This window comes from Paraburkholderia tropica (genome assembly GCF_900109265.1).
Classification (GTDB): domain Bacteria; phylum Pseudomonadota; class Gammaproteobacteria; order Burkholderiales; family Burkholderiaceae; genus Paraburkholderia; species Paraburkholderia tropica.
On the sequence record NZ_FNZM01000017.1, the window covers coordinates 81,607 to 107,247 of the forward strand.

The 25,641-nt window shown below is 67.6% G+C and carries 22 protein-coding genes; 6 read left to right on the top strand and 16 right to left on the bottom strand.

Going from position 1 to position 25,641, the window contains the following annotated elements:
* Positions 1-31 precede the first annotated feature (31 nt).
* The 3 genes from BMY06_RS26930 to BMY06_RS26940 all read right to left on the bottom strand — a co-directional run bounded on the left by BMY06_RS26930 (position 32) and on the right by BMY06_RS26940 (position 3,571).
* The gene (locus BMY06_RS26930; RefSeq protein ID WP_080180554.1) at positions 32-1,957 is read right to left on the bottom strand and encodes a transglutaminase family protein; all 1,926 of its coding nucleotides are present in this window, start codon (positions 1,955-1,957) and stop codon (positions 32-34) included.
* Between the two features lie 2 nt (positions 1,958-1,959).
* The gene (locus tag BMY06_RS26935; protein ID WP_074986348.1) at positions 1,960-2,220 is read right to left on the bottom strand and encodes a hypothetical protein; all 261 of its coding nucleotides are present in this window, start codon (positions 2,218-2,220) and stop codon (positions 1,960-1,962) included.
* 94 nt (positions 2,221-2,314) lie between these two features.
* A complete protein-coding gene (locus tag BMY06_RS26940) occupies positions 2,315-3,571 on the bottom strand; it encodes an aspartate aminotransferase type Ic (protein ID WP_074986480.1) in 1,257 nt (418 codons plus the stop codon).
* 162 nt (positions 3,572-3,733) lie between these two features.
* Here BMY06_RS26940 and BMY06_RS26945 point away from each other — a divergent pair, with 162 nt between their 5' ends.
* Entirely contained in the window at positions 3,734-4,621 is an 888-nt protein-coding gene (locus BMY06_RS26945) for a LysR substrate-binding domain-containing protein (protein ID WP_065061175.1), read from the top strand.
* A 29-nt stretch (positions 4,622-4,650) separates the two neighbouring features.
* On the opposite strand, the gene BMY06_RS26950 is transcribed toward BMY06_RS26945, so the two are convergent.
* The 4 genes from BMY06_RS26950 to BMY06_RS26965 all read right to left on the bottom strand — a co-directional run bounded on the left by BMY06_RS26950 (position 4,651) and on the right by BMY06_RS26965 (position 8,912).
* A complete protein-coding gene (locus BMY06_RS26950) occupies positions 4,651-5,301 on the bottom strand; it encodes a hypothetical protein (RefSeq protein ID WP_074986350.1) in 651 nt (216 codons plus the stop codon).
* Between the two features lie 289 nt (positions 5,302-5,590).
* A complete protein-coding gene (gene hutC, locus BMY06_RS26955; RefSeq protein WP_074986352.1) occupies positions 5,591-6,286 on the bottom strand; it encodes a histidine utilization repressor in 696 nt (231 codons plus the stop codon).
* 26 nt (positions 6,287-6,312) lie between these two features.
* Positions 6,313-7,839 (bottom strand): histidine ammonia-lyase, encoded by a 1,527-nt coding sequence (gene hutH / locus BMY06_RS26960; RefSeq protein WP_173816869.1) that lies wholly within the window; start codon positions 7,837-7,839, stop codon positions 6,313-6,315.
* A 125-nt stretch (positions 7,840-7,964) separates the two neighbouring features.
* Positions 7,965-8,912 carry a LysR family transcriptional regulator gene (locus BMY06_RS26965; RefSeq protein WP_074986355.1) on the bottom strand — a complete coding sequence of 316 codons (948 nt, stop codon included), beginning with the start codon at positions 8,910-8,912 and terminating at the stop codon, positions 7,965-7,967.
* Positions 8,913-9,054: 142 nt separating this feature from the next.
* On the opposite strand from BMY06_RS26965, the gene BMY06_RS26970 reads away from it, so the two are divergent.
* Entirely contained in the window at positions 9,055-9,966 is a 912-nt protein-coding gene (locus BMY06_RS26970; protein ID WP_065061170.1) for an NAD-dependent epimerase/dehydratase family protein, read from the top strand.
* A gap of 125 nt (positions 9,967-10,091) precedes the next feature.
* Positions 10,092-10,274, top strand: coding sequence for a hypothetical protein (locus BMY06_RS26975; RefSeq protein WP_027821027.1), 183 nt, complete (start codon positions 10,092-10,094; stop codon positions 10,272-10,274).
* A gap of 134 nt (positions 10,275-10,408) precedes the next feature.
* Here BMY06_RS26975 and BMY06_RS26980 read toward each other — a convergent pair whose 3' ends face one another.
* The 4 genes from BMY06_RS26980 to BMY06_RS26995 all read right to left on the bottom strand — a co-directional run bounded on the left by BMY06_RS26980 (position 10,409) and on the right by BMY06_RS26995 (position 13,642).
* Positions 10,409-11,155, bottom strand: a complete 747-nt coding sequence (locus BMY06_RS26980; protein ID WP_074986357.1) for a DUF899 domain-containing protein — start codon at positions 11,153-11,155, stop codon at positions 10,409-10,411.
* A 47-nt stretch (positions 11,156-11,202) separates the two neighbouring features.
* Positions 11,203-11,532 (bottom strand): SRPBCC family protein, encoded by a 330-nt coding sequence (locus BMY06_RS26985; RefSeq protein ID WP_202035000.1) that lies wholly within the window; start codon positions 11,530-11,532, stop codon positions 11,203-11,205.
* 8 nt (positions 11,533-11,540) lie between these two features.
* Positions 11,541-12,029 (bottom strand): ArsR/SmtB family transcription factor, encoded by a 489-nt coding sequence (locus BMY06_RS26990; RefSeq protein WP_080180555.1) that lies wholly within the window; start codon positions 12,027-12,029, stop codon positions 11,541-11,543.
* 188 nt (positions 12,030-12,217) lie between these two features.
* Positions 12,218-13,642, bottom strand: coding sequence for an NCS2 family permease (locus BMY06_RS26995; protein ID WP_074986359.1), 1,425 nt, complete (start codon positions 13,640-13,642; stop codon positions 12,218-12,220).
* 647 nt (positions 13,643-14,289) lie between these two features.
* Between BMY06_RS26995 and BMY06_RS27000 the strand changes: the two genes are divergently transcribed.
* Both BMY06_RS27000 and BMY06_RS27005 read left to right on the top strand, forming a co-directional pair.
* Complete coding sequence (locus BMY06_RS27000; protein WP_074986360.1) at positions 14,290-15,255, top strand: PRC-barrel domain-containing protein; 966 nt, start codon at positions 14,290-14,292, stop codon at positions 15,253-15,255.
* Positions 15,252-16,511 carry an MFS transporter gene (locus BMY06_RS27005; RefSeq protein WP_065061165.1) on the top strand — a complete coding sequence of 420 codons (1,260 nt, stop codon included), beginning with the start codon at positions 15,252-15,254 and terminating at the stop codon, positions 16,509-16,511. The genes BMY06_RS27000 and BMY06_RS27005 overlap by 4 nt, the downstream gene beginning before the upstream one ends.
* Positions 16,512-16,904: 393 nt before the next feature.
* Here the strand turns inward: BMY06_RS27005 and BMY06_RS27010 are convergent, their stop codons facing one another.
* On the bottom strand, positions 16,905-17,213 hold the full coding sequence (locus BMY06_RS27010) for a DUF3331 domain-containing protein (protein WP_161495575.1): 309 nt from the start codon (positions 17,211-17,213) through the stop codon (positions 16,905-16,907).
* 1,034 nt (positions 17,214-18,247) lie between these two features.
* Positions 18,248-19,153, bottom strand: a complete 906-nt coding sequence (locus tag BMY06_RS27015) for a LysR family transcriptional regulator ArgP (protein ID WP_074986365.1) — start codon at positions 19,151-19,153, stop codon at positions 18,248-18,250.
* Positions 19,154-19,310: 157 nt separating this feature from the next.
* On the opposite strand from BMY06_RS27015, the gene BMY06_RS27020 reads away from it, so the two are divergent.
* Positions 19,311-19,928, top strand: coding sequence for a LysE/ArgO family amino acid transporter (locus BMY06_RS27020; RefSeq protein WP_074986366.1), 618 nt, complete (start codon positions 19,311-19,313; stop codon positions 19,926-19,928).
* Between the two features lie 21 nt (positions 19,929-19,949).
* On the opposite strand, the gene BMY06_RS27025 is transcribed toward BMY06_RS27020, so the two are convergent.
* The 3 genes from BMY06_RS27025 to BMY06_RS27035 are packed head-to-tail and all read right to left on the bottom strand — an operon-like array spanning position 19,950 to position 25,640.
* Positions 19,950-20,906 (bottom strand): alpha-amylase family protein, encoded by a 957-nt coding sequence (locus BMY06_RS27025; RefSeq protein WP_074986368.1) that lies wholly within the window; start codon positions 20,904-20,906, stop codon positions 19,950-19,952.
* A gap of 13 nt (positions 20,907-20,919) precedes the next feature.
* Positions 20,920-23,454 carry an NfrA family protein gene (locus BMY06_RS27030; RefSeq protein WP_074986481.1) on the bottom strand — a complete coding sequence of 845 codons (2,535 nt, stop codon included), beginning with the start codon at positions 23,452-23,454 and terminating at the stop codon, positions 20,920-20,922.
* A gap of 5 nt (positions 23,455-23,459) precedes the next feature.
* Complete coding sequence (locus tag BMY06_RS27035) at positions 23,460-25,640, bottom strand: glycosyl transferase family protein (protein WP_074986370.1); 2,181 nt, start codon at positions 25,638-25,640, stop codon at positions 23,460-23,462.
* Position 25,641: the final 1 nt, after the last annotated feature.

The window sequence follows — 25,641 nt, forward strand, 5'->3', positions numbered from 1 at the left end:
TCCAGAAAATTAATCAGCCATCCTGATCGATTCATCGCGCGCGCACGACGATCTGCGCATGCGTGTCGCGCTGGATGCGCACGAGCGCATCGCGCATCTGCTCGAACTGCTGCGCCGAACACACCTGTTGCCCGAATCGCGCCGACAAGCGCCGCGCAATCTGCACCGTGCGCGTGAGCGGATCGAACACGTAATGCGCGCTGTAGACGATGCGCGCCGCGTCGGCCTGCGTGCTCGCATCGGTATCGCGCGGCAGATCCGTCACGCGCGCGAACGCGGGCAGCGCGATCTGCGCGTCCTCCTCGTATTCGCCGCCCACGCAGGCCCACGGCTGCGTGCGGCGCGGCACCGCGAGCCAGGTGTCGATCTGCGTCGCGATGCCGCCCGACAGGCTGCTCAGCGCGGGCAGCGCCGTGGTGCCGTCGCGCCAGACGAAGTGGTCGAGCGTGCCCTCGATACGCGTGCCGAGCGGCCCCGACGTGGCGTCGAGCGCGCTCGTCGACAGACGCGCCGTGCCTGCGAGTCCGGTCAACCGCACACGCTGCGCGGCGATCTGCTGCGCGACCTGACGCGTCGCGCGGCGAAACGTGTTGCGCTCCGGTTCCGCGCTCGCGCCCGCATCGTCGACGTGATAGCGAAACGCGGCGTTGCCGTCGGCATTCACGTCGATCTCCAGCCGCGCCGAACGCGCGCGCGGTTGCGTCGCGGGCGTGCGCACGAGCACGCCGTCGTCGACGAGCAGCGCCGGGCGGTCCATCACGCCCGCCGGCAGGAAGCCGAACGCCACGCCGCCCGACGAGGTATCGGCGAACACGTTCAGATCGGGCAGATACGCGATGACGTGGTTGATCGCTTCCGCGCCATAGCCCGGCACGTCCGGCAAGCTGTAGACCGGCCCGAGGCTGATGAGCGCGGCCTCGGCGCGCACGCCGACCGCCGCCAGCAGCGCCGTGAATAGCGCGACGTGATCCTTGCAGTCGCCATAACGGTCGCGCAGGATATCCGCCGCGCGATGCGGCGCGGCCTCGGTCTCGCCCAGAAACAGCGCGACGTAGCGAATGTTCAGACGCATCCAGTCGTAGATGCGCGCGGCCTTCTCGCGCGGATCGCTCGCGCCCGCCGTCAGCGATTGCGCGAAGGCCGCGATGGCCGGACTCGTCGCCGACGGATCCGCCGCCGACTCGCGGTAGCGCGCCGCGAAGGCCACGAAGCCCGGCACCGTCGTCACCATCAGGCGCGCACCCCAGTTCACGCGCGCGATCGCGCCCGCCTCCAGCGGCGCATACGGGCCGTGCGCGTAATCGAACGCGTAGCGGGTGCGGCCGTTCTCCGTCACGGGCGGCTGCGCGGTGTAGCCGCGTGCGTCGGCGTAGAGCGGCACGTCGGCGGGCAGATCGAAAATCAGGCGCTGGAACTGCGTGGGCTGATCTTCCGGCACCGCGAAGTACGAGAACGTGCCCGCCTGCAAGGGCTTCGTGCGCCGCTTCGAAAACGCGAGGCGCACGCGCGAACCGGGCTGCACGCCCGGAAAGATCACGGTGCGCAAGACGCCGTCCTCGAAGGTCGGCGCGCCCGCCGAGCGCGGCTCCTGCACGTCGCGGATATTCGCCGGGCCGACCGCGTGCGCGCTGCCGTCCGGATCGACGGTCTGCGCCGCGAGGCCCGTAATCGTTTCGATATCCTTATTGAACCAGACGTAGCGCTGGGCGATGGCATCGACGCCCGCGCCCGTGTTCGCGCGCAAGGTCGAATCGTCGTGCTCCTCGACCGAGCCGTCTTTTTGCACGACGAAAACGTGGACGTCGCGTTCCAGCGTCGCCGGGGGCGTGTCAGCTTCGGTGGACGAATCGGGCGGCGGCGTGGTGACGGGCTGCGCCGATGCCGCCCGCGTCGCCGAGGCCACGCAGAGTGCAAGCGCAAGCGCGAAGATCCGCGCAAAGCCGCCGGGGCGCGTCACGCTCAACGCCGCGTGCGCCGCGCGCCGCGATCACCGAACGATCCCGCCACGACGATCGCGAGACACGCGCGTTCGTGACGTTCCTCGAAGGGCCGGTCGCCGGGGCCGAGCGTGCGGACGCCATCATCGGCGTGCGGGCCCGGACCCGCGGCGAGCGGGCGGCGTTCCGGCTGACGCGCCGCGCCGTCGCGCCGAAGCTGCGCGAGCGCGCGTTGCAGACCGGCGGCGAGCGACGAAGAGGACGGGGAAAGCGCAGCGGACACGGCGACCTCGCGGAGACAATGGCGTTCGACTTTCGTTGTAGCACATCGCCTGCCGCACCGCCCGCTTCAGACCACCCGCTTCAGACCACCCGCTTCAGGCCGCCCGCCTGCCCTGCTCCTCGACGGCCCGCAGCAATGCCAGCGCGATGCCATGCGCCGCGAGCCGCACCTCGTCGAGCGAAGGAAACGACGGCGCAATCCGCAAATGGCTGTCCTGCGGATCGACGCCATAAGGAAACGCCGCGCCCGCCGGCGTGAGCACGAGCCCCGCCTCGGCGGCAAGTTCCACCGTGCGGCGCGCGCAGCCCGGCGGCGCATACAGGCTGATGAAATAGCCGCCCTGCGGCGCGTTCCAGCTCACCTGCGGCACGCCCGCCAGACGCTCGCGAAACACCGCATCGACCGCGTCGAACTTCGGCGCGAGCAAGGCGCGGTGCCGGGCCATCAGCGCGTCGAGCGTCGCGCGATCGCGCACGAAACGCACGTGGCGCAACTGGTTCAGCTTGTCCGGGCCGATCGAGCGCACACCCGTATGGCGCAGCCACCACGCCACGTTGCGCGGCGACGCCGCCAGCCACGCGAGCCCGCCGCCCGCGTAAGTCACCTTCGACAGCGACGCAAACACCAGCACGCGGTCCGCGTGGCCCGCCGCCGCGCAGGCCGCGATCATGTCGTGCGCGGCGCGCGGCGTCTCGACGAGATGATGGAAGCGATAGGCGTCGTCCCAGAACAGGCGGAAATCGGGCGCGGCCGTGGCCATCGCGGCGAGTCGGCGCACGACGTCGTCGGAATACGTCGCGCCCGTCGGGTTGCTGTAATGCGGCACGCACCACATGCCCTTGATCGAGGCGTCGTCGCGAACGAGCGCTTCGACGGCGTCGATGTCGGGACCGTCGTCGTTCATCGGCACGGCGATCATGCGCACGCCCAGCGCCTCGCAGATCGCGAAGTGACGGTCGTAGCCCGGCGCGGGACAGAGGAACGCGATCTCGCCCTGGGCGCGCCACGGCGCGCCTTGCGCGCCCGCTTCGCCCGACGGCACGCCATGCAGCAGTGCGAACACGAACGCGTCGTGCATCAGTTCGAGACTCGAATTGCCCGCCGCCACCACCTGCGCGGCGCTCACGCCCAGCAGTTCCGCGCCCAGTTCGCGCGCCTCGGGCACGCCCGCGCCCAGCCCGTAATTGCGGCAGTCGAAGCCATCGCGCGCGCGAAAACCGGCTGTATCCGCAGCCTCGAACAGCGCCGCCGAGAGATCGAGCTGTTCGGGCGCAGGCTTGCCGCGCGACATGTCGAGGCGCAGGCCGAGCGCGCGGAATCGTTCGTAGTTCAAATCAATAGACGGGGTCATCGACATCGCGGATCTCGTTATGGTTGGCGGCAACGCGCTAGCGGAACGTGAGAAGGGAGCGGACCGAGGACAAAGCGGACGGCTCGTTCCCCAGAATACGGACGTCGCGGGCTTCAGACAAACGCGTTATATTGAAGTTTTCGATCAGTTTTTCTTATACCGATGAAGACCCTCGATCTGGACGTGCTCGCCATGGTGGTGGCCGTCGCCGACGCCGGCAGCTTCGTGCGCGGCGCGGCGCTGGTGCACCGCTCGCAGGCCGCGCTGAGCATGCAGATCCGCGCGCTCGAAGAGACCCTCGGCAAGCCGCTCTTCATCCGCGCGCCGCGCAACGTCACGCCCACGCCCGACGGCCATACGCTGATCGCCTACGCGCGGCGCATGCTGGCGCTGCGCGACGAGGCCTGGGCGACGCTCGCACATCCCGAGGTGACGGGGCGCGTCTCGATCGGCATGCCCGACGACTACGCGTCGTCGCTGCTGCCGCCCGTGCTGCGCAAGTTCTCGGCGAACTGGCCGAAGGTGGAGATTCAGGTGGTCGGGCTGCCGAGCAGCGCGCTCGCGCCGCTGGTGCGGGAGAACAAGATCGATCTCGCATGCATCACCGGCACGACCGGCACCAGCAGCGCGCGCGGTCTGTCCGGCGAATTCATCCGCTTCGAGCCGATGGTCTGGGCCGGGCCGCCCGCCGCCGCCACGGCCGCGATCGGCCGCGAGGTCTGGCGCGAACGGCCGCTGCCCATCGCCCTCTTCAGCGCGGGCAGCGTGGCGCGCGCGAACGCGATCCAGGCGCTGGAGCGTGCGCGCATCACCTATCGCACATCGTATGAAAGCCCGAGCTTGATGGGCTTGTGCAGCATGGTGGCGGCGGGCCTCGCCGTGGCGCCGCTTGCGCGCTGCGCCGTACCCGAGACCTTCGCGACGCTGGGCCGCCCGCACGGTCTGCCCGATCTGCCCGAACTCGAAGTCGTGCTCGCACGCAGCGCGAGTTCAAACCGCCCGCCGTGCGACTTTCTCGCCGAGCAGATTCTCGCGGAACTGCGGGTCTAGCCGATGAAAGCGGTGCGTAATGCGCGGCGTCACTCCTCGCCGAGACGCAGCAGCAGCGCATGCAGCCGCGAGATGTGCCGCAGCAGTAACTCGCGGTGCTTCTCGATCTGCTCGAGCCGCCCTTCGAGATCGGCGCGCACGCTTTCGTCGGGCTCCGCGTAGCCGATCACGTCCTCGATACGCGAGCGCAGCGCTTCCGGATCGACCGGCAGCATGCTCAGGTGGCGTTCGAGCTTGCGCACGTCCTGCGCCGCCAGTTCGCGGATCTTGCGCGTGCCCGCCAGCTTCCGCTGCGCCTGAGCGTCCTGCCCCGCCTCGCGCCTTGCGCCCGTCTGCCCGAAGATGGGCTCGGAGCGCAGCACCGGCGCCTTGCGCACCGGATGCGCCGTGCCGCGAAAACGCGCGCGCGGCGATTCGCCGGCAATGGCCTCGCGGGCTTCGTCGGGTACGTCGGCCGCGTCGTGCGGCTCGTCCATCCAGCCTTCGCGCAAGCCCGTGACGGCTTCCACGCCGCGCACGAACTCCGCGCTGAAGTCGCGCTGACCGGTCACGATCAGCTTCATGTGACTGGCGGAAAACGTCATCATGCGCGCGAGCCTAGTGACCGCGCCGACTTCGCGGGTGAGCAGCGCGAGGTTCGCGCGCCACATGGGCATGAGCGTTGCGCCGGAATCTTCCATTGCGGAGGTCCTCCTCGAAGGCCGCATCAGCGTCGATGCGCCTGGCCGATGCCTGAAGGTTAGCCGCATCGCACGGTGCGATGCAACCCGCCGCAAGACACGTGCCGCGCGGCCGCAACGTTCAAGCGGGGTCGCAACCCGCTAGTCAGCGATGCAGCAGCACGCTCGCGCCATAGGGAGTCATCGCTGCAAAAGGAAGGGATGGATTACTTCGGATTACCAATGAATCCATGTCCGCTGCAACGCAACAGAAAGACGAAGCGCGACTGGAAAAAACGGCGGAACGTGCCTAGAAATGCCCGGTAAATCGATACCGGCTGCCCGGATGCCAGAGGTTCGCCACCGACGCCACCAGCGCGCGCGACCACGTGCGCCGATGCAGCACGAGACACGGCTCGGACTCGCCCATCGCCAGATGCGCGCGCGTGTCGACTTCGGGCGCAAGCGCCTCGATGCGGTACTCAACACGCTGCAAAGGCGCCACGCGCACGAGATACTGATTCGGCGTGGTCTGCGTGAAATCCTGTCCGGCGTAATCGGGCGCGAGCGCGGGATTGACCCAGCGCTCTTCGAGTTGCACGGGCTTGTCGTTTTCGAAGTGCAGCACGCGCGAGCGAAACACGACGTCGTGCGTGCGCAGGCCCATTTCGAGCGCGAGCGCCTCGTCGGCGGCCATCGGCCCGAGTTCCAGCACTTCGGCGCGATAACGATGACCCCGCGCGACGATCTCATCGGAAATGCTGCGGATGGCCACCAGCGTCGACTCGTACTTCGGCCGCGCGACGAAGGTGCCCGCGCCCTGCACGCGCGTGAGCACCTGTTCGGCAGTCAGCTCGCGCAGCGCGCGGTTCACGGTCATGCGAGCGACCTTGAACTCGCGCGCCAGCTCGTTCTCCGACGGCACCTGGTCGCCCTCGCCCCACTCGCCCGCGTCGATGCGCGCAAGGATGAAGTCCTTGATGCCTTGATACGCGGGCGCGTTCATGCGCGACGCTCGTCGCCCGGCGACGCTCAGTTCGCCTGCGATTCGAACGCGAACGGGCTGTGCGCCGCGATCACGCCGTCCTGCACCAGACGCGTGACGGCCGCGATATCCGGCGCGAAGTAGCGGTCGAGATCGTAATGCGGAACTTCGGCGCGCACGGTCTGCATCACGCGTTGCAGCGCCGGGCTGGTCTGATGCGGCGCGCGCAGATCGACGCCTTGCGCGGCGGCGAGCAGTTCGATCGAGAGGATGTTGGCCGTATTGTCGGCGATGTCGGCGAGCTTGCGCGCACCGAAGGTCGCCATCGACACGTGGTCTTCCTGGTTCGCCGAAGTCGGCAGCGAATCGACCGACGCCGGATGTGCGAGCGTCTTGTTTTCCGAGGCCAGCGCCGCCGCCGTCACGTGCGCGATCATGAAGCCCGAGTTCACGCCGCCGTCCTTGACGAGGAAAGGAGGCAGACCCGAGAGCGTCGCGTCGATCAGCAGCGCGATGCGGCGCTCGGCCAGCGCGCCGATTTCGGCGGCCGCCAGCGCGAGATTGTCGGCGGCGAAAGCCACCGGCTCGGCGTGGAAGTTGCCGCCCGAAAGCACTTCGAGCGTTTCCGGAAAGATCAGCGGATTGTCGGAGACGGCGTTCGCCTCGATCAGCAGCACGTGCGCCGCGTGGCGCATCTGGTCGAGACACGCGCCCATCACCTGCGGCTGGCAGCGCAGCGAATACGGGTCCTGCACCTTGCCGCAATCGCGGTGCGAGAGGTTGATCGCCGAGCCTTCGAGCAGGTCGCGATACGACGCGGCCGCTTCGACCTGGCCGCGATGGCCGCGCAGTTCGTGGATGCGCGCGTCGAACGGCTTGACCGAGCCCGCCGCCGCGTCCACGCTCAGCGCGCCCGACACCAGCGCCGTGCGGTACAGGTCTTCGATCGCGAACAGGTTGTAGAGCGCGAGCGCCGTGGACGCCTGCGTGCCGTTGAGCAGCGCGAGGCCTTCCTTGGCCTGCAGCGTGAGCGGCTTGAGGCCGGCGGCGGCCAGACCCGCTTCGGCGCTGGCGCGCTCGCCGCGAATGAACACTTCGCCGATGCCGAGCAGCACCGCCGACATATGCGCGAGCGGCGCGAGGTCGCCCGAGGCGCCGACCGAACCCTTCACGGGAATCAGCGGCAGCACGTCGGCGTTGAACAGCGTGATCAGCGCGTCCATCACTTCGCGGCGGATGCCCGAGTGGCCGCGGCCCATGCTCGACAGCTTCAGCGCCATCAGCAGGCGCACGACCGGACGCGACATCGGCTCGCCCACGCCCACCGCGTGCGAGAGCACGAGGTTGCGTTGCAGCAGTTCGAGCTGATCGGTCGGGATATGCGTGCTCGCGAGCCGGCCGAAACCCGTATTGATGCCGTAAGCGGGCTCGCCCTTGGCGGTGATCTCGGCGACGGCGCGCGCGCCCGCGTCGATGCCGGCGTAGCTCGCCGGATCGAGTTCGAGTTTCACCGTTTCGCGCGCGATCTGGCGCAGTTGGGGCAGGGTCAGATGGCCGGGCGTGAGAAGCATGATCGAATCCTGTCTATACAAGTTGTCGCGCAGTCTAGCCTGGCGCGCCTGTATAGACAACTCTTAGTCGGATCACGCCGCCCTGGGACTATCCATGAGTGCGGCCCCCGCCCCGGCACCGGGCCCCGTCAGGGCTGAAGTTCCAGCCTGCCCCCGATAAACGCGAGAAAGCACTGCACGCGGGCGGCCAGCGCGGCGCTGCGGTAATAGACGGCGTGGATCGGCTGACGCTCGGCGAGCAGCGCGTCGTCGAGGAGCGTGACGAGGTGGCCCGACGCGCGGTCGTCGGCGGTCATGAAGTCCGACAGACAGGCGATGCCCGCGCCGGCGAGCGCGAGTTGCCGGATGGTTTCGCCGCTCGAAGCGGACAGCGTCGGCTGGATCGCGATGCCCGGCTCGGCGGTTTCGTCGAACAAGGGCGCCTGATGCTCGCTGTCCGCGTAGGCGTCGGCGTTGGATTCGCGCAGCGGCCAGCGATTCAGTTGCACGGGCGCCGTGAAACCGATCAGCCGCTGCTCGCGCAAGGCCGCGAGCGAGCGCGGCGTGCCGTGCTCCGCGAGATACGCGGGACTCGCCACCACGCGGCGGCGGCTCACGCCGAGCGAGCGCGCATGCAGCGTGGAATCCTGCAGCGCGCCGATACGGATCGCGATATCCACGCGCTGTTCCAGCAGGTCGACGATGCGCTCGTTGCTCGTCAGTTCGAGCTGAATCTCGGGAAAGCGCGCCGCGAACGCGCTCACGTGCGGAACGATACAGTGCAGCATGAACGGCGTGGCCGCGTCCACGCGCAGCCGCCCCGACGGCTGCTCGCGATGGCGCGTGACGGCCTCTTCGGCATCTTCCATCGCGCCCAGAATCGCGCGGGCGCGTTCGAGGAACAGCTCGCCTTCTTCGGTCAGTTGCAGCCGCCGCGTGGTGCGCAGGATCAATGCCACGCCCAGTTGCTTTTCGAGCCGTGTGAGCGCACGGCTCACGCCCGACACCGTCTGCTGAAGTTTTTCGGCGGCGGCGGTGATCGACCCAGCATCGATCACGGTGACGAATACGAGCAATTCGTCGGTCGACGTTTTCATTATTGATCCGCAGTCAAGATTCATTTGAGACTAACACGGTTTTTGCAAAGCGCGAATGCCGCGATACTCATCGCCAGATCATTCATCACGACCATTCGCCCCCGCTGCCGTTGGCGGCGCCGGGCCAACCAGGAGAGTCCCAATGAAAGTATTCGTGACAGGCGCAGGCGGCTTTATCGGCGGCACGATCGCGGCGCATCTGGCGCGCGCGGGCCACGAGGTGCGCGGGCTGGTGCGCCGCCCCGAACAGTTCGCCGACCTCGAAGCGCTGAACATCGCGCCGGTGCGCGGCGGCCTCGACGACCGCGACCTGCTGATGCACGAAGCGCGCGCCGCCGACGCCGTCATCAACGCCGCCGACAGCGACCATCGCGGCGCGATCGAAGCGCTGCTCGACGCGCTCGAAGGCTCGGGCAAGCCGCTGCTGCATACGAGCGGATCGAGCATCGTCGGCGACGCCTCGGGCGGCGAGCCGACCGACAAGATCTACTACGAAGACGCCCTGCCCGCGCCGACGCCCGACAAGGCGCCGCGCGTGGCCATCGACGATCTCGTGCTCGCGGGCGCGCAGCGCGGCATTCGCAGCGCCGTGCTCTGCAACACGCTGATCTACGGCGTCGGCGCGGTGCCGGGCGCGGCGAGCGTGCAGTTGCCGCGGCTGATTCGTCAGGCGCAGAAAAGCGGCGTCATGCGTCACGTGGGGCGCGGCCTGAACATCTGGTCGAACGTGCACGTGGACGATGTCGCCGAACTCTATCGCCTCGCGATCGAGAAAACCCCTGCGGGCACGTTCTATTTCGTCGACAGCGGCGAAGCCAACTTCGTCTCGATGACCGAAGCGCTCGCTCGGAAGATGGGCCTCGGCGCGCCGCAAGACTGGCCGCTCAAGGACGCGATCGACGAATGGGGTTACGAGATGGCGTCGTACGGGCTCGGCTCGAACAGCCGCGTGCGTGGCGAGCGCGCGCGCACGCTGCTCGGCTGGCAGCCGAAGCGCAACTCGGTCACGGACTGGATTCGCGACGAGATGCCGGTGCCGGCGTCCGGAAAATAACCGGCGCAAAAATAACGTTGTAATGCGCCGTATTGTTGCGTATCCGTAAGGTCGATCCGCTAGAATCGCGCCGGTTTGCACTACCCGCCGGCCCGCCTTCTTCGGATCGGCACCCGGATATGCCGATGCTCCTCGCGCTGAACTTCGACTGGCTGACCAACCTGCTCGCCATTCTGTTCGTCGTCGCTTGTCTCTACGATGCGCGCTACGACGAATACGGCACGCTGACCCTCGCCGCCGCCGCCATGGGTCTGATCGTGATGGCGATTGAAGTCCTGCTGCGCCCCGCGTTCGAGATGTCGCTTTAAGCCGACTCTCGCGTTCGCGACGCCGCATTGCGTCGCTCGCCCCTGGTGCTTTCATTCACGTTTCGCAGCACTTTCCGCGACCCTGCGCAAGCTGACAGACGCATCGTTTCGCGCCGCTTCACCCGACGTCTTCTTCAGTGCCCGGCCTTGTCGTGCCCACAGCACGCGTGCGTCTGCGCGCTGTCGCCATAACGATCGTGATGGCGCATCCAGTCGTTCATGTCGTGCGCTTCGTTGCGGCCTTTCGCGGTGAATTCGAGCATCGCGTAGGTCGCGATCGGCAATTCGACGCCGCGCGCGTAGGCCGAATACGTGTGATAGACCTGCCCCGCCTCGTCGCGATAGAACGCGCTGATGCCCGGTAATTCGTCGCTCACGTAGTCCTGTTCGCGATAGTTGTAGCGCGCCGTGCCGCGTGCCTTATCGGCGTCGGAAAACGACACGTCGAAGTCGAAATTGAAGTCGCCGCCATAGGACGACACCCACGGAAACCGCCAGCCCATGCGCTGCTTGAAAGCCTCGATCTTCGCGAGCGGCGCGCGCGAGACGGCCACGTAAGTCACGTCGTGATGCTCCAGATGCGGCAGCATGCCGTCGACGTGATCCGAGAGAAACGAGCAGCCCGGACAGCCCTCTTCCCAGTCCGGTCCGAGCATGAAGTGATACGTCAGCAACTGGCTGCGCGGACCGAACAGCTCGGCGAGCGTGCGTGTGCCGTGCGGCGTCTCGAAGGTATAGTTTTTCTCGACTTTCACCCACGGCAGCGCCTGGCGCTTCGCCACCAGCGCGTCGCGCGCATGCGTGAATGCGCGCTCGTCTTCGAGCAGCGCCTCGCGCGCCTTCAACCATTCGGCCTCCGAAACAATCTTGTGCGCTTCCATCGTGTCTTCCTCCTTCGGTTGATCGTCGATCCCGGCTTGAGTCCGGCCTAGTCGAACAGCTCGCCCAGCCGGTCGAACGCGCTGGACCAGCCTTCGCGATGCGCGTCGCGCGTTGCTTCGTCGAAGAGACGTTCGTGGCGCAGCGTCAGCTCGGTCGTTTCGCCTTCGGCGCGCAGCAGCACGCTCACGCGCGATTCGCGCTCGGGCGTGCTGCGCCACGCCCACGTGAACACCAGTTTCTGCTCGGGCACGACCTCCAGATACGTGCCGCTCACATCGTGCTCCTCGCCGTCGGGCGAACGCATGATGACGCGAAAGCGCCCGCCCACACGCACGTCCGCTTCGGCATGCAGGCAGGTCGTGTCGAGCGGATGCATCCAGCGCATCAGTTGCGCCGCTTGCGTCCATGCCGCGTAGACCTTGCAGGCGTTCGCGTTGAGACGACGGCGGATGACGAGGACGGCGACACCTCCGGCGGCGTCGGCGCCATCGCTTGTATTGGTGAGAGCGGTTGCAGCGGTGACAGGTTCGGGTCGGCGGGACATGCGTCTTCCTCCACGAAAGCGGCGAGGCGATCGAGCGCCGCGTTCCAGAAGCGCTGATAGTGCGCGAGCCACTGCATCGCGTCCTCCATCGGCCCCGCCGCGAGACGGCACGCGACCGTGCGCCCGGTCTTCTCGCGCGTGACGAGACCCGCCTCGGCGAGCACGTCGAGGTGCTTCATCACGGCGGGCAAGGACATCGCGAAGGGCTGTGCGAGCGCGCTCACCGAGAGCGCGTCCTGCTGGGCGAGCCGCGCGAGCAGCGCGCGCCGCGTGGGGTCCGCGAGCGCGGCGAAGGTGCGGTTCAACGCGTCGTCTTCATACTTAACCATGCGGTTTAGCATAGGACGCGAGACGCGGAAGTCAAGGCGCGATCTTTGCCGGTTCCGGCAATAAAAAATCGCGCCGCAAATGCCGCACGGCCCGCGCCGCCGTCAGGCGAACGCGAGCCGTGAAGCCGCCAGGACGGGCCGCCGTGGGACCGTCCTGCCGATGACCGGGCCAGCGCGACGCGTGCGCGTCAGATGGCCCAGCCGCCCAGGTAGAACGCCACGAGCACCGCGGCGATGATGACCGTGCCGACGTTGAGCTTCCTGAACTCGCCGCTCACCACGCGGCCGATCACCAGCGTGGAGAAGCCGAGCATGATGCCGGTGACGATATTGGCGGTCAGCACGATAAACACGGCGCAAACGAGGCCCGCCATCGAATCGACCATGTCGCTCATGTCGAGGCGCGCGACGCTCGACAGCATCATCAGGCCCACGTACATGAGCGCGGGCGCCGTGGCGTACGAGGGCACGAGGCCCGCGAGCGGCGCGAAGAACATCACCGCGAGGAACAGCACGCCCACCACGGCGGCGGCCATGCCGGTCTTCGCGCCCGCCGCCACGCCGACGGTCGATTCGATATAGGCGGCCGCCGGCGCGCCGCCGAAGAAGCCCGAGAAGATCGAGCTGACCGAGTCGGCCGTCAGCGCGCGGCCGCCGTTGATGATGCGTCCGTTGGCGTCGAGCTGGCCCGCCTGCCCCGCCACGGCGCGGATCGTGCCGGTGGCGTCGAACACGGCCGTCATCACGAGCGCGAGCACGCTCGGCAACACCGTCAGCGAAAGCGCGCCCTTGATATCCATCGCGCCTATCAGCGAGGCATGACCCGGCGCAGACAGCGACGGCCACGCGAACACGCCGTGGAACGCCACGGCCGGATCAAGCGCAAGCCCGAGCGCCGAGATCGCCACGATCACGATCAGGATCGAGCCCGGCACGCGGCGGCGCACGAGGCCGAAAATCGCCGCGAGACCGACCACCGACATGATGACCGGCAGCGAGGTGACATGACCGAGCGAAACCGGCAGACCCGCGCCCGGATTCTTCACGACGAGGCCCACGTCGTTGGCCGCGATCAGCAGCAGGAACAGCCCGATGCCGATGCCCGTGCCATGCGCGATGCCGTGCGGCAGGTTGCGCAGAATCCACGAGCGCACGCCCGTGACGGAAATCGCCGTGAAGACGAGGCCCATCAGAAATACCGCGCCGAGCGCGACTTCCGGCTTGAGCCCTTTGCCGAGCACGAGGCCGAACGCGGTGAACGCCGTCAGCGAAATGGCGCAACCGATCGCGATCGGCAGGCGCGCCCACAGCCCCATCAGCAGCGAGCCGAATGCGGTGGTCAGGCAGACGGCGACGAACACGGCGCTGGTGTCGAATCCCGCCTTGCCGAGCATGCCCGGCACGACGAACACGGAATAGACCATCGCGAGGAACGTGGTGACGCCCGCGATGCCCTCCTGGCGCACCGAGCTGCCGCGCGCGGCGATGTCGAAATAGCGGTCGAGCAAGCCCGTCGCGCGGGCGGCGTCGAGGGCGTCGCCGTCACGGGCCACGGACAGATCCGCGGTCAGTTCGGCGGCGTCGGCCAAGGGCCGGACGTGGGGGTCGAGCATGAGTGCCTCCTTTATCAGCATGCTGAAACGGACCGGCGGCTTGCGCGCGGCCCCGTCATCAGGTTCGTCTCGTATGTTGAGTTGTCGTGTCGACGCCAGCCGGGCGCGCCTTGGAAAGCGCTGTCTATGTCGGTGGACAGTTTTTGACATCTTTATGCTGGATCGAAGGTTAGGCGAACCCGTCATGCGCTCCCATCGCGTAAATCGCATTGAGGACATGCCGTGATCCTTATATCGCCGCGAACAAGGCCCGGCGGGCGGGCGGCCCCCGCGTTTACCCCGGCGCTTTTTTCTTCCGCGTTCTGGCCGCGCGCGATGTCGTCCGATGAATGAATCGGATGGGGTCGCCGCGCTCGGGCGTGCGGCTTGCGCTGAGCCGCACGCCTGACAGAACGCGCAGGCAGCCCGAATTGGCACGAACGGCACCCGACGCGCGCCGGCCGGCTCGCGCGACAAGCGCAGCATCCGGGCCGCCGATGTGCTTTTGTCGTCGAGATGGCGGGTCAATCGGGTTGAAAAGACGCAAAAAGGGCCGTTTTAGGCGGATTGCCGCGTTGCGCGGGTTAAACTCTCACGACCCGGTTTGACCCCGCCGCGCGGCGCGCCTGAGCGCAAGCCCGCGCCGGCGCTCCTAGGAGTTTCTGTTGATGAAAGGCGGTTTCGCACGTCCTGTTGTAAATCTTCCGACCCTTTCTGCTCTGCTCGTCGTAGCCGTGCTGTCGGGCTGTAGCCTGTTCCGCTCGCCGCCGCCACCCGAGCCGGAAGCGCCCGTGGCCGCGAGCGAGCCGGATGTCGCGAGCGAGCCCGAGGCCGCATCGGCGCCCGATGCCGCCAGCGACACCGAAACGCCCGAAGCGAAGCCCGCGCCGCGCAAGCCGCGTCCCGCACCCGTGCGCCGCCGCCGCCCCACGCCGCCGCCGCCCGCGCCCGCCAGCGCGCCCGTCGCGCCGCCGCCGCAGCCGCTCGTGCAGACGAAGGTGATCGAACGCGGCACCTTCCGCACGCTGCTCGACAGCGAAGTGCAGAAAACCGACGGCAAGGTCGTGGGCCGCGCCGTCGACATGGTCGCGGGCCCCGGCGGCAAGCCGCAGGAGGTCGTCGTGAATCTGCAGGGCTTCATGGGGATCGGCGACCGCAAGGCGAGCTTCCCGTGGAGCGCCGTGCGCGTGAATCCGCAGCCGAAGACGCCCGCCATCACGCTCGCGCTCACGCCCGCGCAGTTGCAGCTGACCGACCGGCCCAAGTCGGGCGGCGCGCAGCCCGGCGTCGGCGAGGCCGGCCCGACGCGTCTGCCGCTCATCGACGCGACCGTCGAACGCGCCAACGGCGCCAAGGTGGGCCGCGTGGTCGACGTGCTGCTTGATGGCGGCGCCGACCCGCTCGCGGTCGTGCTCGACGTGAGCGGCACGCTGGAGAAACGCCACACGATCGCCGCCGACTGGTCGGCGCTGCACTTCGTCACGAAGAACAACGCGCTCGAAGCCCAGATCGAGATGAGCGATCAGCAGGTCGACGCCTCGCCGCCGTATGCGAACGACCAGCCGGTGCGCGCCGTCAGTCCGAATCCGGCCACCGGCGCCGCCCCGGCAGCTTCCGCGCGCGGTGCCCAATGATCGGTAAGACCACGCAATTCACACCCAGTCTGCGCAGCGTGCGTGCGCTCGACTGGCTCAACTTCTTCGTCGCGAACGTGCAGACGGGCTTCGGGCCGTTCATCGCTTCGTATCTGGCTTCGCACAAGTGGACGCAGGGCGAAATCGGCCTCGCGCTGTCGGTCGGCACGATCAGCGCGATGGTGAGCCAGGTGCCGGGCGGCGCGGCCGTCGACGCCCTCAAGAACAAGAAGGCCGCCGCGGCCTGGGCGATCATCGCGATCATCGCCTCGGCCGTGCTGCTGGCGTCGAGTCCGACCGTGATCCCGGTGATGGCCGCCGAAGTGTTCCACGGCTTCGCGAGCTGCATGCTGGTGCCGGCGATGGCCGCGCTCGCGCTCGCGCTGGTGGGCCGTCAGAATCTCGGCGACCGGCTGGGGCGCAACGCGCGCTGGGCGTCCATCGGCAGCGCCGTGGCCGCCGGGCTGATGGGGCTGTGCGGCGAGTACATCTCGCCGCGCGCCGTGTTCTGGCTGACGGCCGCGCTCGCGCTGCCGGCGCTCGTCGCGCTCGCGATGATCGAATACGACAAGCACGCGCACGCACCCAAGCCGCTCAAGGCGAACAAGGCCGATGCCGCGCCCGCCGGCGAAGAGCGCGAGACCATTCTCGATCTGCTGCGTGACAAGCGCATGCTCACGTTCGCGGCCTGCGTGGTGCTGTTCCACCTCTCGAACGCGGCGATGCTGAACCTCGCGGCGGGCGAAGTGACGGCCGGCATGGGCGACAACGTGCAGCTCGTGATTGCGGCGTGCATCATCGTGCCGCAGGCGATCGTCGCGATGATGTCGCCGTGGGTCGGGCGCACCTCGCAACTCTGGGGACGCCGCCCGGTGCTGATTCTCGGTTTCAGCGCCCTGCCCGTGCGCGCGCTGCTGTTCGCAGCCGTGGGCAACCCGTACTTCCTCGTGCCGGTGCAGATGCTCGACGGCCTGTCGGCCGCCGTGTTCGGCGTGATGCTGCCGCTGATCGCCGCCGACGTCGCGGGCGGCAAGGGCCGTTACAACCTCTGTATCGGGCTGTTCGGGCTCTCGGCGGGGATCGGCGCGACGCTCTCGACGGCGCTCGCGGGCTTTATCGCCGATCACTTCGGCAATACCGTGAGCTTCCTCGGCCTCGCGGCCGCGGGCGCGCTGGCCGTGCTGCTGGTGTGGCTCGTGATGCCCGAAACGCGCGAAACGCTCGACGAAGAGCCTGCGCGCGACGCGCCCGCATAAGGCGCGCCCGCAATCGTCAGACGTAAGGCGCGTGAAGCACGGCTGGCCGCGCTCCACGTGACAAACAAGCCCCCGTCGCAGCAATGCGGCGGGGGCTTGTCACATGCGCGCTGCTTTTACGTCGATATCGATGCGTTAGCGTCTCGCGGATTCCCGACGCGAGCGCAGAAGGGATGAACGAAAGGCACAAACGAGACGAGACAGGCCGGACGAACCGGCCTGTCTCTTGAGGAAAACCATGTAGCACGCATGATGCGGGTGCGACTCAACGGCGGCCATGAGCGCCGATTGCCGCTTATCGACAACTTATCGGCCGCTCATCGCCCACCTATCAGCCGGGAATCGACCGCGCGACGCCGCCTGCCCCGCCCCGAGCCGCGGCCCGGCCACCGCTCACGCGGCGAGCGCCTCGTCGAGACGCGCGGCCACGACGCCGTTCGGGAACGCATCGAGCTTGCTCGCGAGGATCATCGCGTCGGCATTAGCCGGACGATGACGGCGATTCGGGCTCGGACGGAACACCGCGTCGCCGCGACGAATCTTCTCGCCGGTCAACGCGCACACCGCACTGCGCCGCGCGGTGCAAACCCGCCACAACTGGTCGGAGTAACGCCCATACGTTGCGTCGCTCCAGCATACGGTGATGCTGTCCGGATCATGACGCCGGATCAAGGTGATGCCCTGCGCATCCCACGACCGCACCGTGGCACGACGCCGATTGGCCGCTTCCGATGCGCTGCGTGTGATGGGTACCGGTTTGCAGTTTCTGAAGCCCATTGGCTCGACGTCCGGACTTACGGGTTCCGAAGCGGCCGTCAGAAGATCAATGGTTTGTTGCCATGCGCTGCCGGTATCTAATTTCGTCATAATGCACCTCGTGCACGTGGAAACGATTCAAATATGCCGGTCGAATAAGCACTCTGCCACGTCCGGATTATAGCGTGCGATTTCCGCTCTCCACAGGAAAAACTGAATTTTCACACGATAGTTCTCAATTATGAAATTCGAGACGTCGAATTTTCAAGTCAGACTATCTGCGGGCAATGGTGGTTTCTTTACATTCGGAACTTTTTTCGTGGATTTGTTGATTTTTAACATTGCCAACAGGAAAAAGTAACCGCACCATGCGCGCAAAGTGGAACGGTCCCGCCAATTAGCAAGACTATTAAGACATTCAACGGTTTCTCCGCGCACCTGCCGCAACGCCTTATCCGGCGGCCCTGAACGGGCAGCGCATTGGATCCGCACTAGCAGACGCCGCATGTGCGCAGATGCTTGAGATCGTTGTTCGATCAATGAAACGCATGGATGTCTTAAGCCTTATGCGCAGTGGGATTACGCAAGGAGAAGTCGCCCGTGAGGCGCAGAAATTTGTCGCACGCCACGCCCCAAACCTTACAGATCTGAATTGCGAGACACGCCTCTATTTCAGGCATTATTAATCAAATATCAATTTGGTTTTAGCCGTTTTGTCATGCGGAAATGCACGGCCATTGCAGCGGCATTGCAACGGGATTGCGCCGCGATTCCACGGCGATTGCACCAATTGCGCGCGCCGTCCGTCATCCAATAGACACAGCGATTCCCCGCACGGATAACAACAATTCAAATGGCGGCTAATAGCGGATGAAAGGCGGATAGTGCGAACGACCTCCGCCGCCGCGCTCGCGACATGCGGGCGGCGCGGGTTCGGGCGGTCGGGAAAGGGGAATCGAAAAAGGGAATCGGAAACGAACTTAACCGCGACCCTGATCGAGCCAGCTCGCCGACTGGCGGCGCAACATCGCGCCGAAATCGTCGAGCCAGCCAATCGAGAGACGCCAGCTCTGCCAGTAGAGTTCGACGTCGAGCCCGCGCCCTGGTGTGAGCTCAACGAGTTCGCCGCGTTCGAGATGCGGCGCGATCATGCGTTCGGGGCACATGCCCCAGCCGAGCCCGCTCACGCAGCAGCGCAGAAAACCCGCGACGTGCGGAATCCAGTGCAGCGGCGCGTCCACCTGCGCGCGCGTGATGCGGCGCACGAAGCGCTTTTGCAGTTGATCCTTGGGATTGAACTCGACGCAGGGCGCGCGGCGCAGCGACTCGCGCCCCACGCCGTCGGCGAAATAGCGCGCGAAGAATTCGGGCGAGCACACCGCGAGATAGCGCATGCGCCCGAGACGCGTCGAGCGGCAGCCCTGCACCGGCTCGGCCTGGGTGGTGACGGCGCCCTGCACGCTGCCGTCGCGCATACGCTGCGCCGTGTGGTCCTGATCGTCGATCACGAGATCGAGCAGAATGCCGCGCTCCACGCAGAAGGCCGCGACGGCGTCGATGAACCACGTGCCCACGCTGTCGTCGTTGACGGCCACGCGCAAGGTGGGCCGCGCCGCGTCGATCGCGCCCACGACCGTGGGCATGCCGCCGCCCAGTTCCGCTTCGAGCAACTGCACGCGCTCGGTGTGGCGGCACAGCAGCGCGCCCGCGGCCGTCGCCACGCAGGGCTGACCGCGCTTCACCAGCACTGCCCCCACGCGTTCTTCCAGCAGCTTCACGCGCTGCGAGACCGCCGAAGGCGTGACGTTCAGCGCGCCGGCGGCGCGGTCGAACGAACCATGCCGCACCACGGCGGCGAGCGCATCGAGCAGCGCGTAGTCGAGCATTAGCGTTCCTTAATCGGGATTAACAAAAACAGCTTTGCTTAAGACGATTCCGGCCGCAGACTAACGCCATTCTCCGCTTCTGTCCACGCCGCGACGCCCGGAACGCGCAATTCATCGCTCCGCGCCGATCGTCCCGGCCGCTTCGTTTCCGACCATCATGAACTGGCTCGCTTTTTCTCACGGCGCGGCGCTGTGCGCTTCGCTCATCGTCACCATTGGCGCGCAAAACGCGTTCGTGCTGCGCCAGGGCATCTTGCGCTCGCACGTCGGCAAGATCGTGGTGCTGTGCGCGCTGTCCGATTTCATCCTGATCGGCGCAGGCGTGGGCGGCGCGTCCGCGCTCGTCGAACGCTATCCGACCTTTGTGCATCTCGTGCTCTATGCGGGGCTCGCGTGGCTCGTCTGGTTCGGCATCGGCGCGCTACGGCGCGCGGTCAAGCCCACGCATGCCGTACTCGACGCCGCGACGCAGGCCAACGCGCCCGAGCAGCGCGCGCTGCCCATCATGCTGATGACGCTCGCCTTCACGTGGCTCAATCCGCATGTTTACCTCGACACGTTTTTGCTGATCGGCACAGCGGGCGCGCGCGAGCCGCAAGGCGCGCGGCTCGCTTTCGCGATCGGCGCGATGTGCGTGAGCGCGGTGTGGTTCGTCGGACTCGGTTATGGCGCGCGGGCGATGGCGCCGTTATTCCGCCGCGCGAGTGCGTGGCGCGTGCTCGATGGCGCGATCGGCTCGATGGTGCTGCTGATCGCGTTCGCGCAATTGCGTTGAGCGCTGTTCAAGGCGCGACTTCTAGCGCGCCTTACCCTCGCCATGCCGTATCGCGAGCAATCCGTCGACGAGTTCCGGCGACAGATAATGCGGCCCGTCGAACACATACACGCGATAGCCGCGATACGCCTCCAGTTGCGGCGCCAGCTCGGCCGCGGTGGCCGCGCGGAATCCCCCACCCTGCTTCGGCCTGAACGCCTCCGCGATGACGCGCACGCGCTTCTTGCCCAGATGCGCCGCGAGCGCATCGGCATATTCGCGCGCCGCCGCCGGACCACGCGCATAGACGCCGCAGCCGTCCTGCAGCAGCACGCCCACGTCGCGCGGCAACCAGCCGTCGAGCCACTTCGCGAACGCCTCGCCGCCGATATTGCTGGTGTCGTACACGCTGATCCAGAGCGGCTTCGGCAAGCGTTCGAGCAGCGGACCCATGCGCGCGGCGTCGGCCCAGGTGGGATCGGCTTCCACGGGAAAATACCAGCCGGTGATATGCACGGGCGGGCGCACCTTCGCGAGCCGCAGCGATCGCTCGACGAGTTCTTCCATGTTCGCGCGCGCTTTCTTTTCGTCCGCGAAACCCGCGAGGCCGACGATCACGCCGCGCGCCCACGGCTCGTTCGAGATGCGCACCCAGTCGGGCACACGCGGCGCGGGCAACCCCGCGCCCGCCATGTACGCGACGTCGTCGACGGCGATCCACTGCACCAGCAGTTCGTTGACGCCGAGCTTGTCCCAGTTGCCGCGCAGATCGAGATGATCGTTGTCGGGCTGCCAGACCACGCCTTGCGCGAGCGCGTCGGCGTGCGCAGGCACCTGCAGCGTGCAGCCCGCCGCCGCGAGCGCGCACAGCGCCGCCACGGCGGCGCGCGTGCAGCGCTGCGTGAGACACGTGAGAAACGTGAGACACGCAAGACACGCCACGTGCGTGCGCGCAACCGCACCTGAATACGCGCCGGGCTGTGCGATGCACCTCGCCATATCGGCCTCTCCCTCAGTAAGACAGCACGGCGCCGAAGAACACGCCGCCCGCGCGGTCGTCGCCCGTGAGCCGCCAGCGGTATTGCACGGACACGTCGACATACGAGCGCGGCGAATCGTAGAAGGTATCGCGGAACCAGTAGCGCGTCGACACGCCCACGCCCATGCCCACCGGCACGCTGTGATTGATGCTCGAATCGTAGTCCATGCCGATCACGCCATACGGGAACACGGTCAGTTTCGGGCTGATGCGATCGAGCCGCCACGTGCGCCCCGCTTCGAGATAACCGGTCGCGTAGTTCCAGCCGTTGCTCACGTAATGGCCCACTTCGGCGTAGTCCTGCACGGTCCACCAGGACGGCACGTCGAGGCGTCGCTCGGTGCCGAAGCCGCCCGAATACGCGAGCCGCACGAGCCAGTCCGAGGGCGCATGCGAGCCAATCGGAATCAGGCGCTCGAAGGCGATCACCGCGTTGATCGATTCGAACGGCTTCACGCGCATGCCGATTGCGCCGAGCGCCGTCGAGACGCCGCTCGGTGCGCCGCCCTTCGCGCCGAAGTCCTGGTAAGCGCGCGCATAGACTTCGAAGTTGCGGTCGCCGAGCGAGCCGAACGGACGCCAGTAGCCTTCGACGCCCATCTGCCAGTTGTTGTACGCGCCGGGCACCGAGCCGGTCGTCACGCCGGGCTGCAAACCCGCGCCGCGATAGTTGATCGAGGCGATGAAACCCCAGTCGCGCGCGACGTCGGCGTGCACGTTGCGCAGGTCCTGCAATTGCAGCAGCGTGGCGGGCGCGACGCCGTCCGGCGGCGCGGTGCCGTAGTCGATGGCGCGTTCCAGATAGCGCGCGGCCGCCGCGTCGAACCACGCGCGATAGGCGCTGTAGCCCGCGTCGCCCGCGGCTTGCGGCGGCAATTGGCCCGCTTCGTCGGCTTGCACGAAATACTCGAAGGCGCGCCGGTCCGCGCCCGCGCGCTGCGCGAGATATGCGGCGGACAAAGGCGGCATCGCGTCGAGCAGACCGGCGTCGAGCGCGGCGCGCGCTTCGCGCCGTGCGCCGTCCGGATCGCCCGCCGCGACCAGCGCGTCGATCAGTTCGACGCGATGTTGCGGATTGCGCGGCGCGGCATCGACCGCCGCGCGCGCGTAGTGCACCGCCGCCTCCTTGTCGCCGCGCTGCGCCGCCAGAATCGACGCGCGCCGTGCTGCGAAGCCCGCATCGGCGGCATAGACATCGCACGCCGCGCCGCTCGCATCGACCGCACAATCGAGCACCGGACGCGCCTCGCTCGCCACCTGCTGCGCGCTTTCGGGCGTCGATCGCGCCAACGCCTCGCGCGCTGCGTAGCGCCGCGCCGCGATCCACGCGTCGGTGTCGTCGCCTTGCGTGCCGAGCGGCTTCAGCAGGTCGAGCGCGCGCTGGGGCTCGCCTTGCGCGGTCCACACATCCGCGACGATCACGCGCGCCACGCGCCGCTCACGCGCGCTGCCGTCGTCGGCTTGCAGCGCCTGCGTGAAATCGGCATCGGCCTGCGCCGCTTGTCCCTGCGCCGCGCGCGCGTAACCGTGCATGACGTGGAGCATCATCGTCGGCGTGATGTTGGCGCTCAAGGCGTCGCTGGCTGCTGCGTCGAGTGCGGGCATATCGCCTTCATCGATCAGGATGCCGAACAATTGCAACCGGTAGCCGATCCGGTCCGGCGCATAGGCGATGGCGGCGCGCGCCTGGGTCGCGGCATCGGCGAGATCGCCCCGTTGCTGCGCGTCCTGCGCGGCCGCCGCAAACTTCGGTGCGAGACGCGCGCCGATCTGTGAACGCCGCGCGCGCAACTCGGCGTTGCCGCCGAAGCGCGGTGCGGCGTCCTGCGCCAGTTGCCACGCCGCCGCGTCCTCACCTTGCGCCATGGCCGCGTCGATGGCGAGCAAACGCAGACGCAGCACGTCGGGCCGCAACGCGATCGCGGCGTTCGCCTCGCGCAACGCGCGCGCGTAATCCTTCGCATCGTAAGCGCGATAGGCATCCTGCGCCAGCACGAAGGCGCGGCCCGTGAGATTGTCGGGCGAACCGTGACCCGGCTGAGCAGCCTGCGCAGGCCGCCCCGCGCGCGACGCCTGCGTGGCGCGCGACGCCGACGGACGCGCCGTGGCCGCCGCGATCTGCGTATCGAACGCTTTGCGCCGCGCGACCAGCGACGGCTCGGGACCCAGTTGCGCAATCGCCTCCGAAAGCGTGCGGCTGCCCGCGCGCAGATTGCCCTGCGCGGCCTCGGCATTGGCGAGCAGCAGACGCAGCGACGCCACATCGGGCCGCTGCCGTATCGCCTCGCGCGCGTAGCGCTGCGCGGCGGCGTAATCGTGGCGCGCGAATGCGTCGTAGCCTTGCTGCGCGACGCGATAGGCCGCGCCCGAGAGCGGCAGCGCGTGAGCCGCCGCCGGCGCGGCTTGCGCCCGCACCGGCACGTTCGCGCCGAGACTCAGGCACAGCGCGGCCAGCGCAATCGCGCGCAAAGCCGGCTGAGTCGGCTGAGTCGGAAAAGCGTTCGGCATGCGCTTCATGACGCAGCCTGCGCCTCGGCGCGAAGGCGTTCCTGCTCGGCGATGGCCTGCGCCAGCGCGTCGCGCGAAATCACGCCCTGCTCCACCATGTAGTCGCCGATCCGCCCATGCTCCGCCGGACGATAGCGCTGCAGCGCGTCCTCGAATTGCGCGCGCCGCACGGCGCCCCGCTCGATCAGCAGATCGCCGAGCAGCGGCACCGCGAGCGGCGTCTTCGCCTTCGGCGGCGAAGCGCCTTGCGCCGCGTCGCCGTCGCCCTCGGGCGTCACGGGCACGCCGCGCAACAGCCGCAAACCATCGGCGATCTCGCCTTCGCGCACGATGCGCTGCACGACCGGCATCGCCGTCTTCGCGCGCAGCGTGGCCAGCGCCTCGCTCGTCAGCGGACTCGCGCACAGCAGCACGCAATGGCCCGCGCCATCGTCGCCTTGCGGCAGCACGCGATAGCGCACCGCCAGTTCGATCGGCACATCCTGCGCGTGACGCATGAGCTTCGCGCGGTCGAGCCGCGCGCGCGGCAGGTCGGCCTGAAACGCAATCGCCTCCGCGAGCGTTTCCTCGTCGAGCCAGCCATGCGCCATCAGCACGCGGCCCAGCGGCGCTTCCTGCGCGTGCTCCTGCGCGAGCGCCTTGTCGAGTTCCTCGGGCGCGATGGCCTGCCACGACACCAGCAGTTCGCCGAGGCGCTGACGCCGGTCCTTGAACCCGTCCGACGAAGGAAAGTCGTGCATGGTCTTGTCCCACACGAGGCGCTTGCCGGTCGCCAGATAGTTCAGATACATCTTCCACGCGCGCGAGACCGCCATGAAGTTCACGAAATTGCCGATCACCATGCGCGGCACCGACAGCAGCCCATGCTCCCAGCCATACAGCCGCGAGACGAAGTACACGCGCTGCACCACGCGCAGCAGCAGCGCGATGCCGTTGGCCCACAGCACGAGGGTGAGAAACCGCGAATTCGAAAACGGCGAGGCGATCAGATCGGGCCGCAAGCCGAGCAGATCCGCGTAAGTGAACAACAGGAACTGCACCAGCAGCGCATAGGCGACGATGCCGACGAACGCCGTGAGAATGCCTTTGCGATCGCGCGCGAGCAGATAGCGGTTCGCGAACGAGCCGACCCAGCCGGTCTGCTCCCACCCTTGCAGGCCGATGCCGAGCGTCCAGCGCGCGCGCTGACGATACGCGGTGCGGAACGTATCGGGGAAATACTCGCGCACGCACAGCGGCATGGTGAGCGTGAATTCGCGCATCGGCCCGAGACCGAACCACGACTTGCGGCGCGTGGCGAACTGCACGGGAAAGCGCGCGAAAATCGACTGCATGCCCATGCGCCCGAGCCGCTCGCCCACGTCGTAATCCTCGGTGAGCGTTTCGGTATTGAAGGGCTGATTGTTGGTTTGCGCCGCCAGTCCCGCGAGCGCGCGCCGCGAGAAACAGGTACCCACGCCCGCCGACGGCACCGCGCCCGCGAGACTCTCGCGCACCACGAGATCCTTCGCGTGCCACTCGGCGAACTCGTCCATATAGGTGCCCGCGACCAGCTCGTACCACTCGCGTTCGAGCGAGGCGACGGGTAGCTGGATCATGTCCTTGCGCGGCAGCAGATAGTTGAAGAAGCGCAGTTCGAGCGGATGCAGCACGTCCTCGCTGTCGTGCAGAATCACGCCCGCGAATTCGATGCCCGCCTCGCCTTCCATGCGAAAGATCGCCTGCACGATCCAGTTCAGGCAATCGGCCTTGCAGGTCGGTCCGTCGTGCGGCACCTCCACGCGATGCAGTTGCTTGTAGCGCCGCCGCATGCGCTCGACTTCGCCGATGGTCGCCGCATCGTTCTGATAGGTGCCGACGAAGATCACATAGTTGCGGTAATCGAGCACCTTCACGGCGTTCTCGACCATCGCCGCGATCACGTCCTCTTCGCGCCACGCGGGCACCATGATCGCGAGCCACTGCTGTTCGCGGTCGTAAAGCTGCTCGGCGCGCAGCGGCTGAAAGCGCCGCTCGACCGTGAAATGACGGATCGTGCGGCGTAGCCAGTACCACGCGTCGATGAACAGATCATCCAGGCTCGAAAGCAGGATGATGACCGCCACGGCCGCCGCCAGGTACTCCATGCCCTGGTAATAGCGGCCGGCGACGTAGTTCAGCCACCAGTCGATCGAGGCCCAGTTCACG

What these genes read in the sequence shown, in the direction of transcription:
- BMY06_RS26940 (WP_074986480.1), bottom strand. Translation starts at nt 3,571, where the DNA reads ATGACCCCGTCTATTGATTTGAACTACGAACGATTCCGCGCGCTCGGC.
- BMY06_RS26995 (WP_074986359.1), bottom strand. Translation starts at nt 13,642, where the DNA reads ATGCTCGACCCCCACGTCCGGCCCTTGGCCGACGCCGCCGAACTGACC.
- BMY06_RS26985 (WP_202035000.1), bottom strand. Translation starts at nt 11,532, where the DNA reads ATGCATCCGCTCGACACGACCTGCCTGCATGCCGAAGCGGACGTGCGT.
- BMY06_RS26965 (WP_074986355.1), bottom strand. Translation starts at nt 8,912, where the DNA reads ATGAAAACGTCGACCGACGAATTGCTCGTATTCGTCACCGTGATCGAT.
- BMY06_RS27030 (WP_074986481.1), bottom strand. Translation starts at nt 23,454, where the DNA reads ATGCCGAACGCTTTTCCGACTCAGCCGACTCAGCCGGCTTTGCGCGCG.
- BMY06_RS27020 (WP_074986366.1), top strand. Translation starts at nt 19,311, where the DNA reads ATGAACTGGCTCGCTTTTTCTCACGGCGCGGCGCTGTGCGCTTCGCTC.
- BMY06_RS26990 (WP_080180555.1), bottom strand. Translation starts at nt 12,029, where the DNA reads ATGGTTAAGTATGAAGACGACGCGTTGAACCGCACCTTCGCCGCGCTC.
- BMY06_RS27015 (WP_074986365.1), bottom strand. Translation starts at nt 19,153, where the DNA reads ATGCTCGACTACGCGCTGCTCGATGCGCTCGCCGCCGTGGTGCGGCAT.
- BMY06_RS26975 (WP_027821027.1), top strand. Translation starts at nt 10,092, where the DNA reads ATGCTCCTCGCGCTGAACTTCGACTGGCTGACCAACCTGCTCGCCATT.
- BMY06_RS26945 (WP_065061175.1), top strand. Translation starts at nt 3,734, where the DNA reads ATGAAGACCCTCGATCTGGACGTGCTCGCCATGGTGGTGGCCGTCGCC.
- BMY06_RS27025 (WP_074986368.1), bottom strand. Translation starts at nt 20,906, where the DNA reads ATGGCGAGGTGCATCGCACAGCCCGGCGCGTATTCAGGTGCGGTTGCG.
- BMY06_RS27005 (WP_065061165.1), top strand. Translation starts at nt 15,252, where the DNA reads ATGATCGGTAAGACCACGCAATTCACACCCAGTCTGCGCAGCGTGCGT.
- BMY06_RS27000 (WP_074986360.1), top strand. Translation starts at nt 14,290, where the DNA reads ATGAAAGGCGGTTTCGCACGTCCTGTTGTAAATCTTCCGACCCTTTCT.
- BMY06_RS26950 (WP_074986350.1), bottom strand. Translation starts at nt 5,301, where the DNA reads ATGGAAGATTCCGGCGCAACGCTCATGCCCATGTGGCGCGCGAACCTC.
- hutC (WP_074986352.1), bottom strand. Translation starts at nt 6,286, where the DNA reads ATGAACGCGCCCGCGTATCAAGGCATCAAGGACTTCATCCTTGCGCGC.
- BMY06_RS26970 (WP_065061170.1), top strand. Translation starts at nt 9,055, where the DNA reads ATGAAAGTATTCGTGACAGGCGCAGGCGGCTTTATCGGCGGCACGATC.
- BMY06_RS26980 (WP_074986357.1), bottom strand. Translation starts at nt 11,155, where the DNA reads ATGGAAGCGCACAAGATTGTTTCGGAGGCCGAATGGTTGAAGGCGCGC.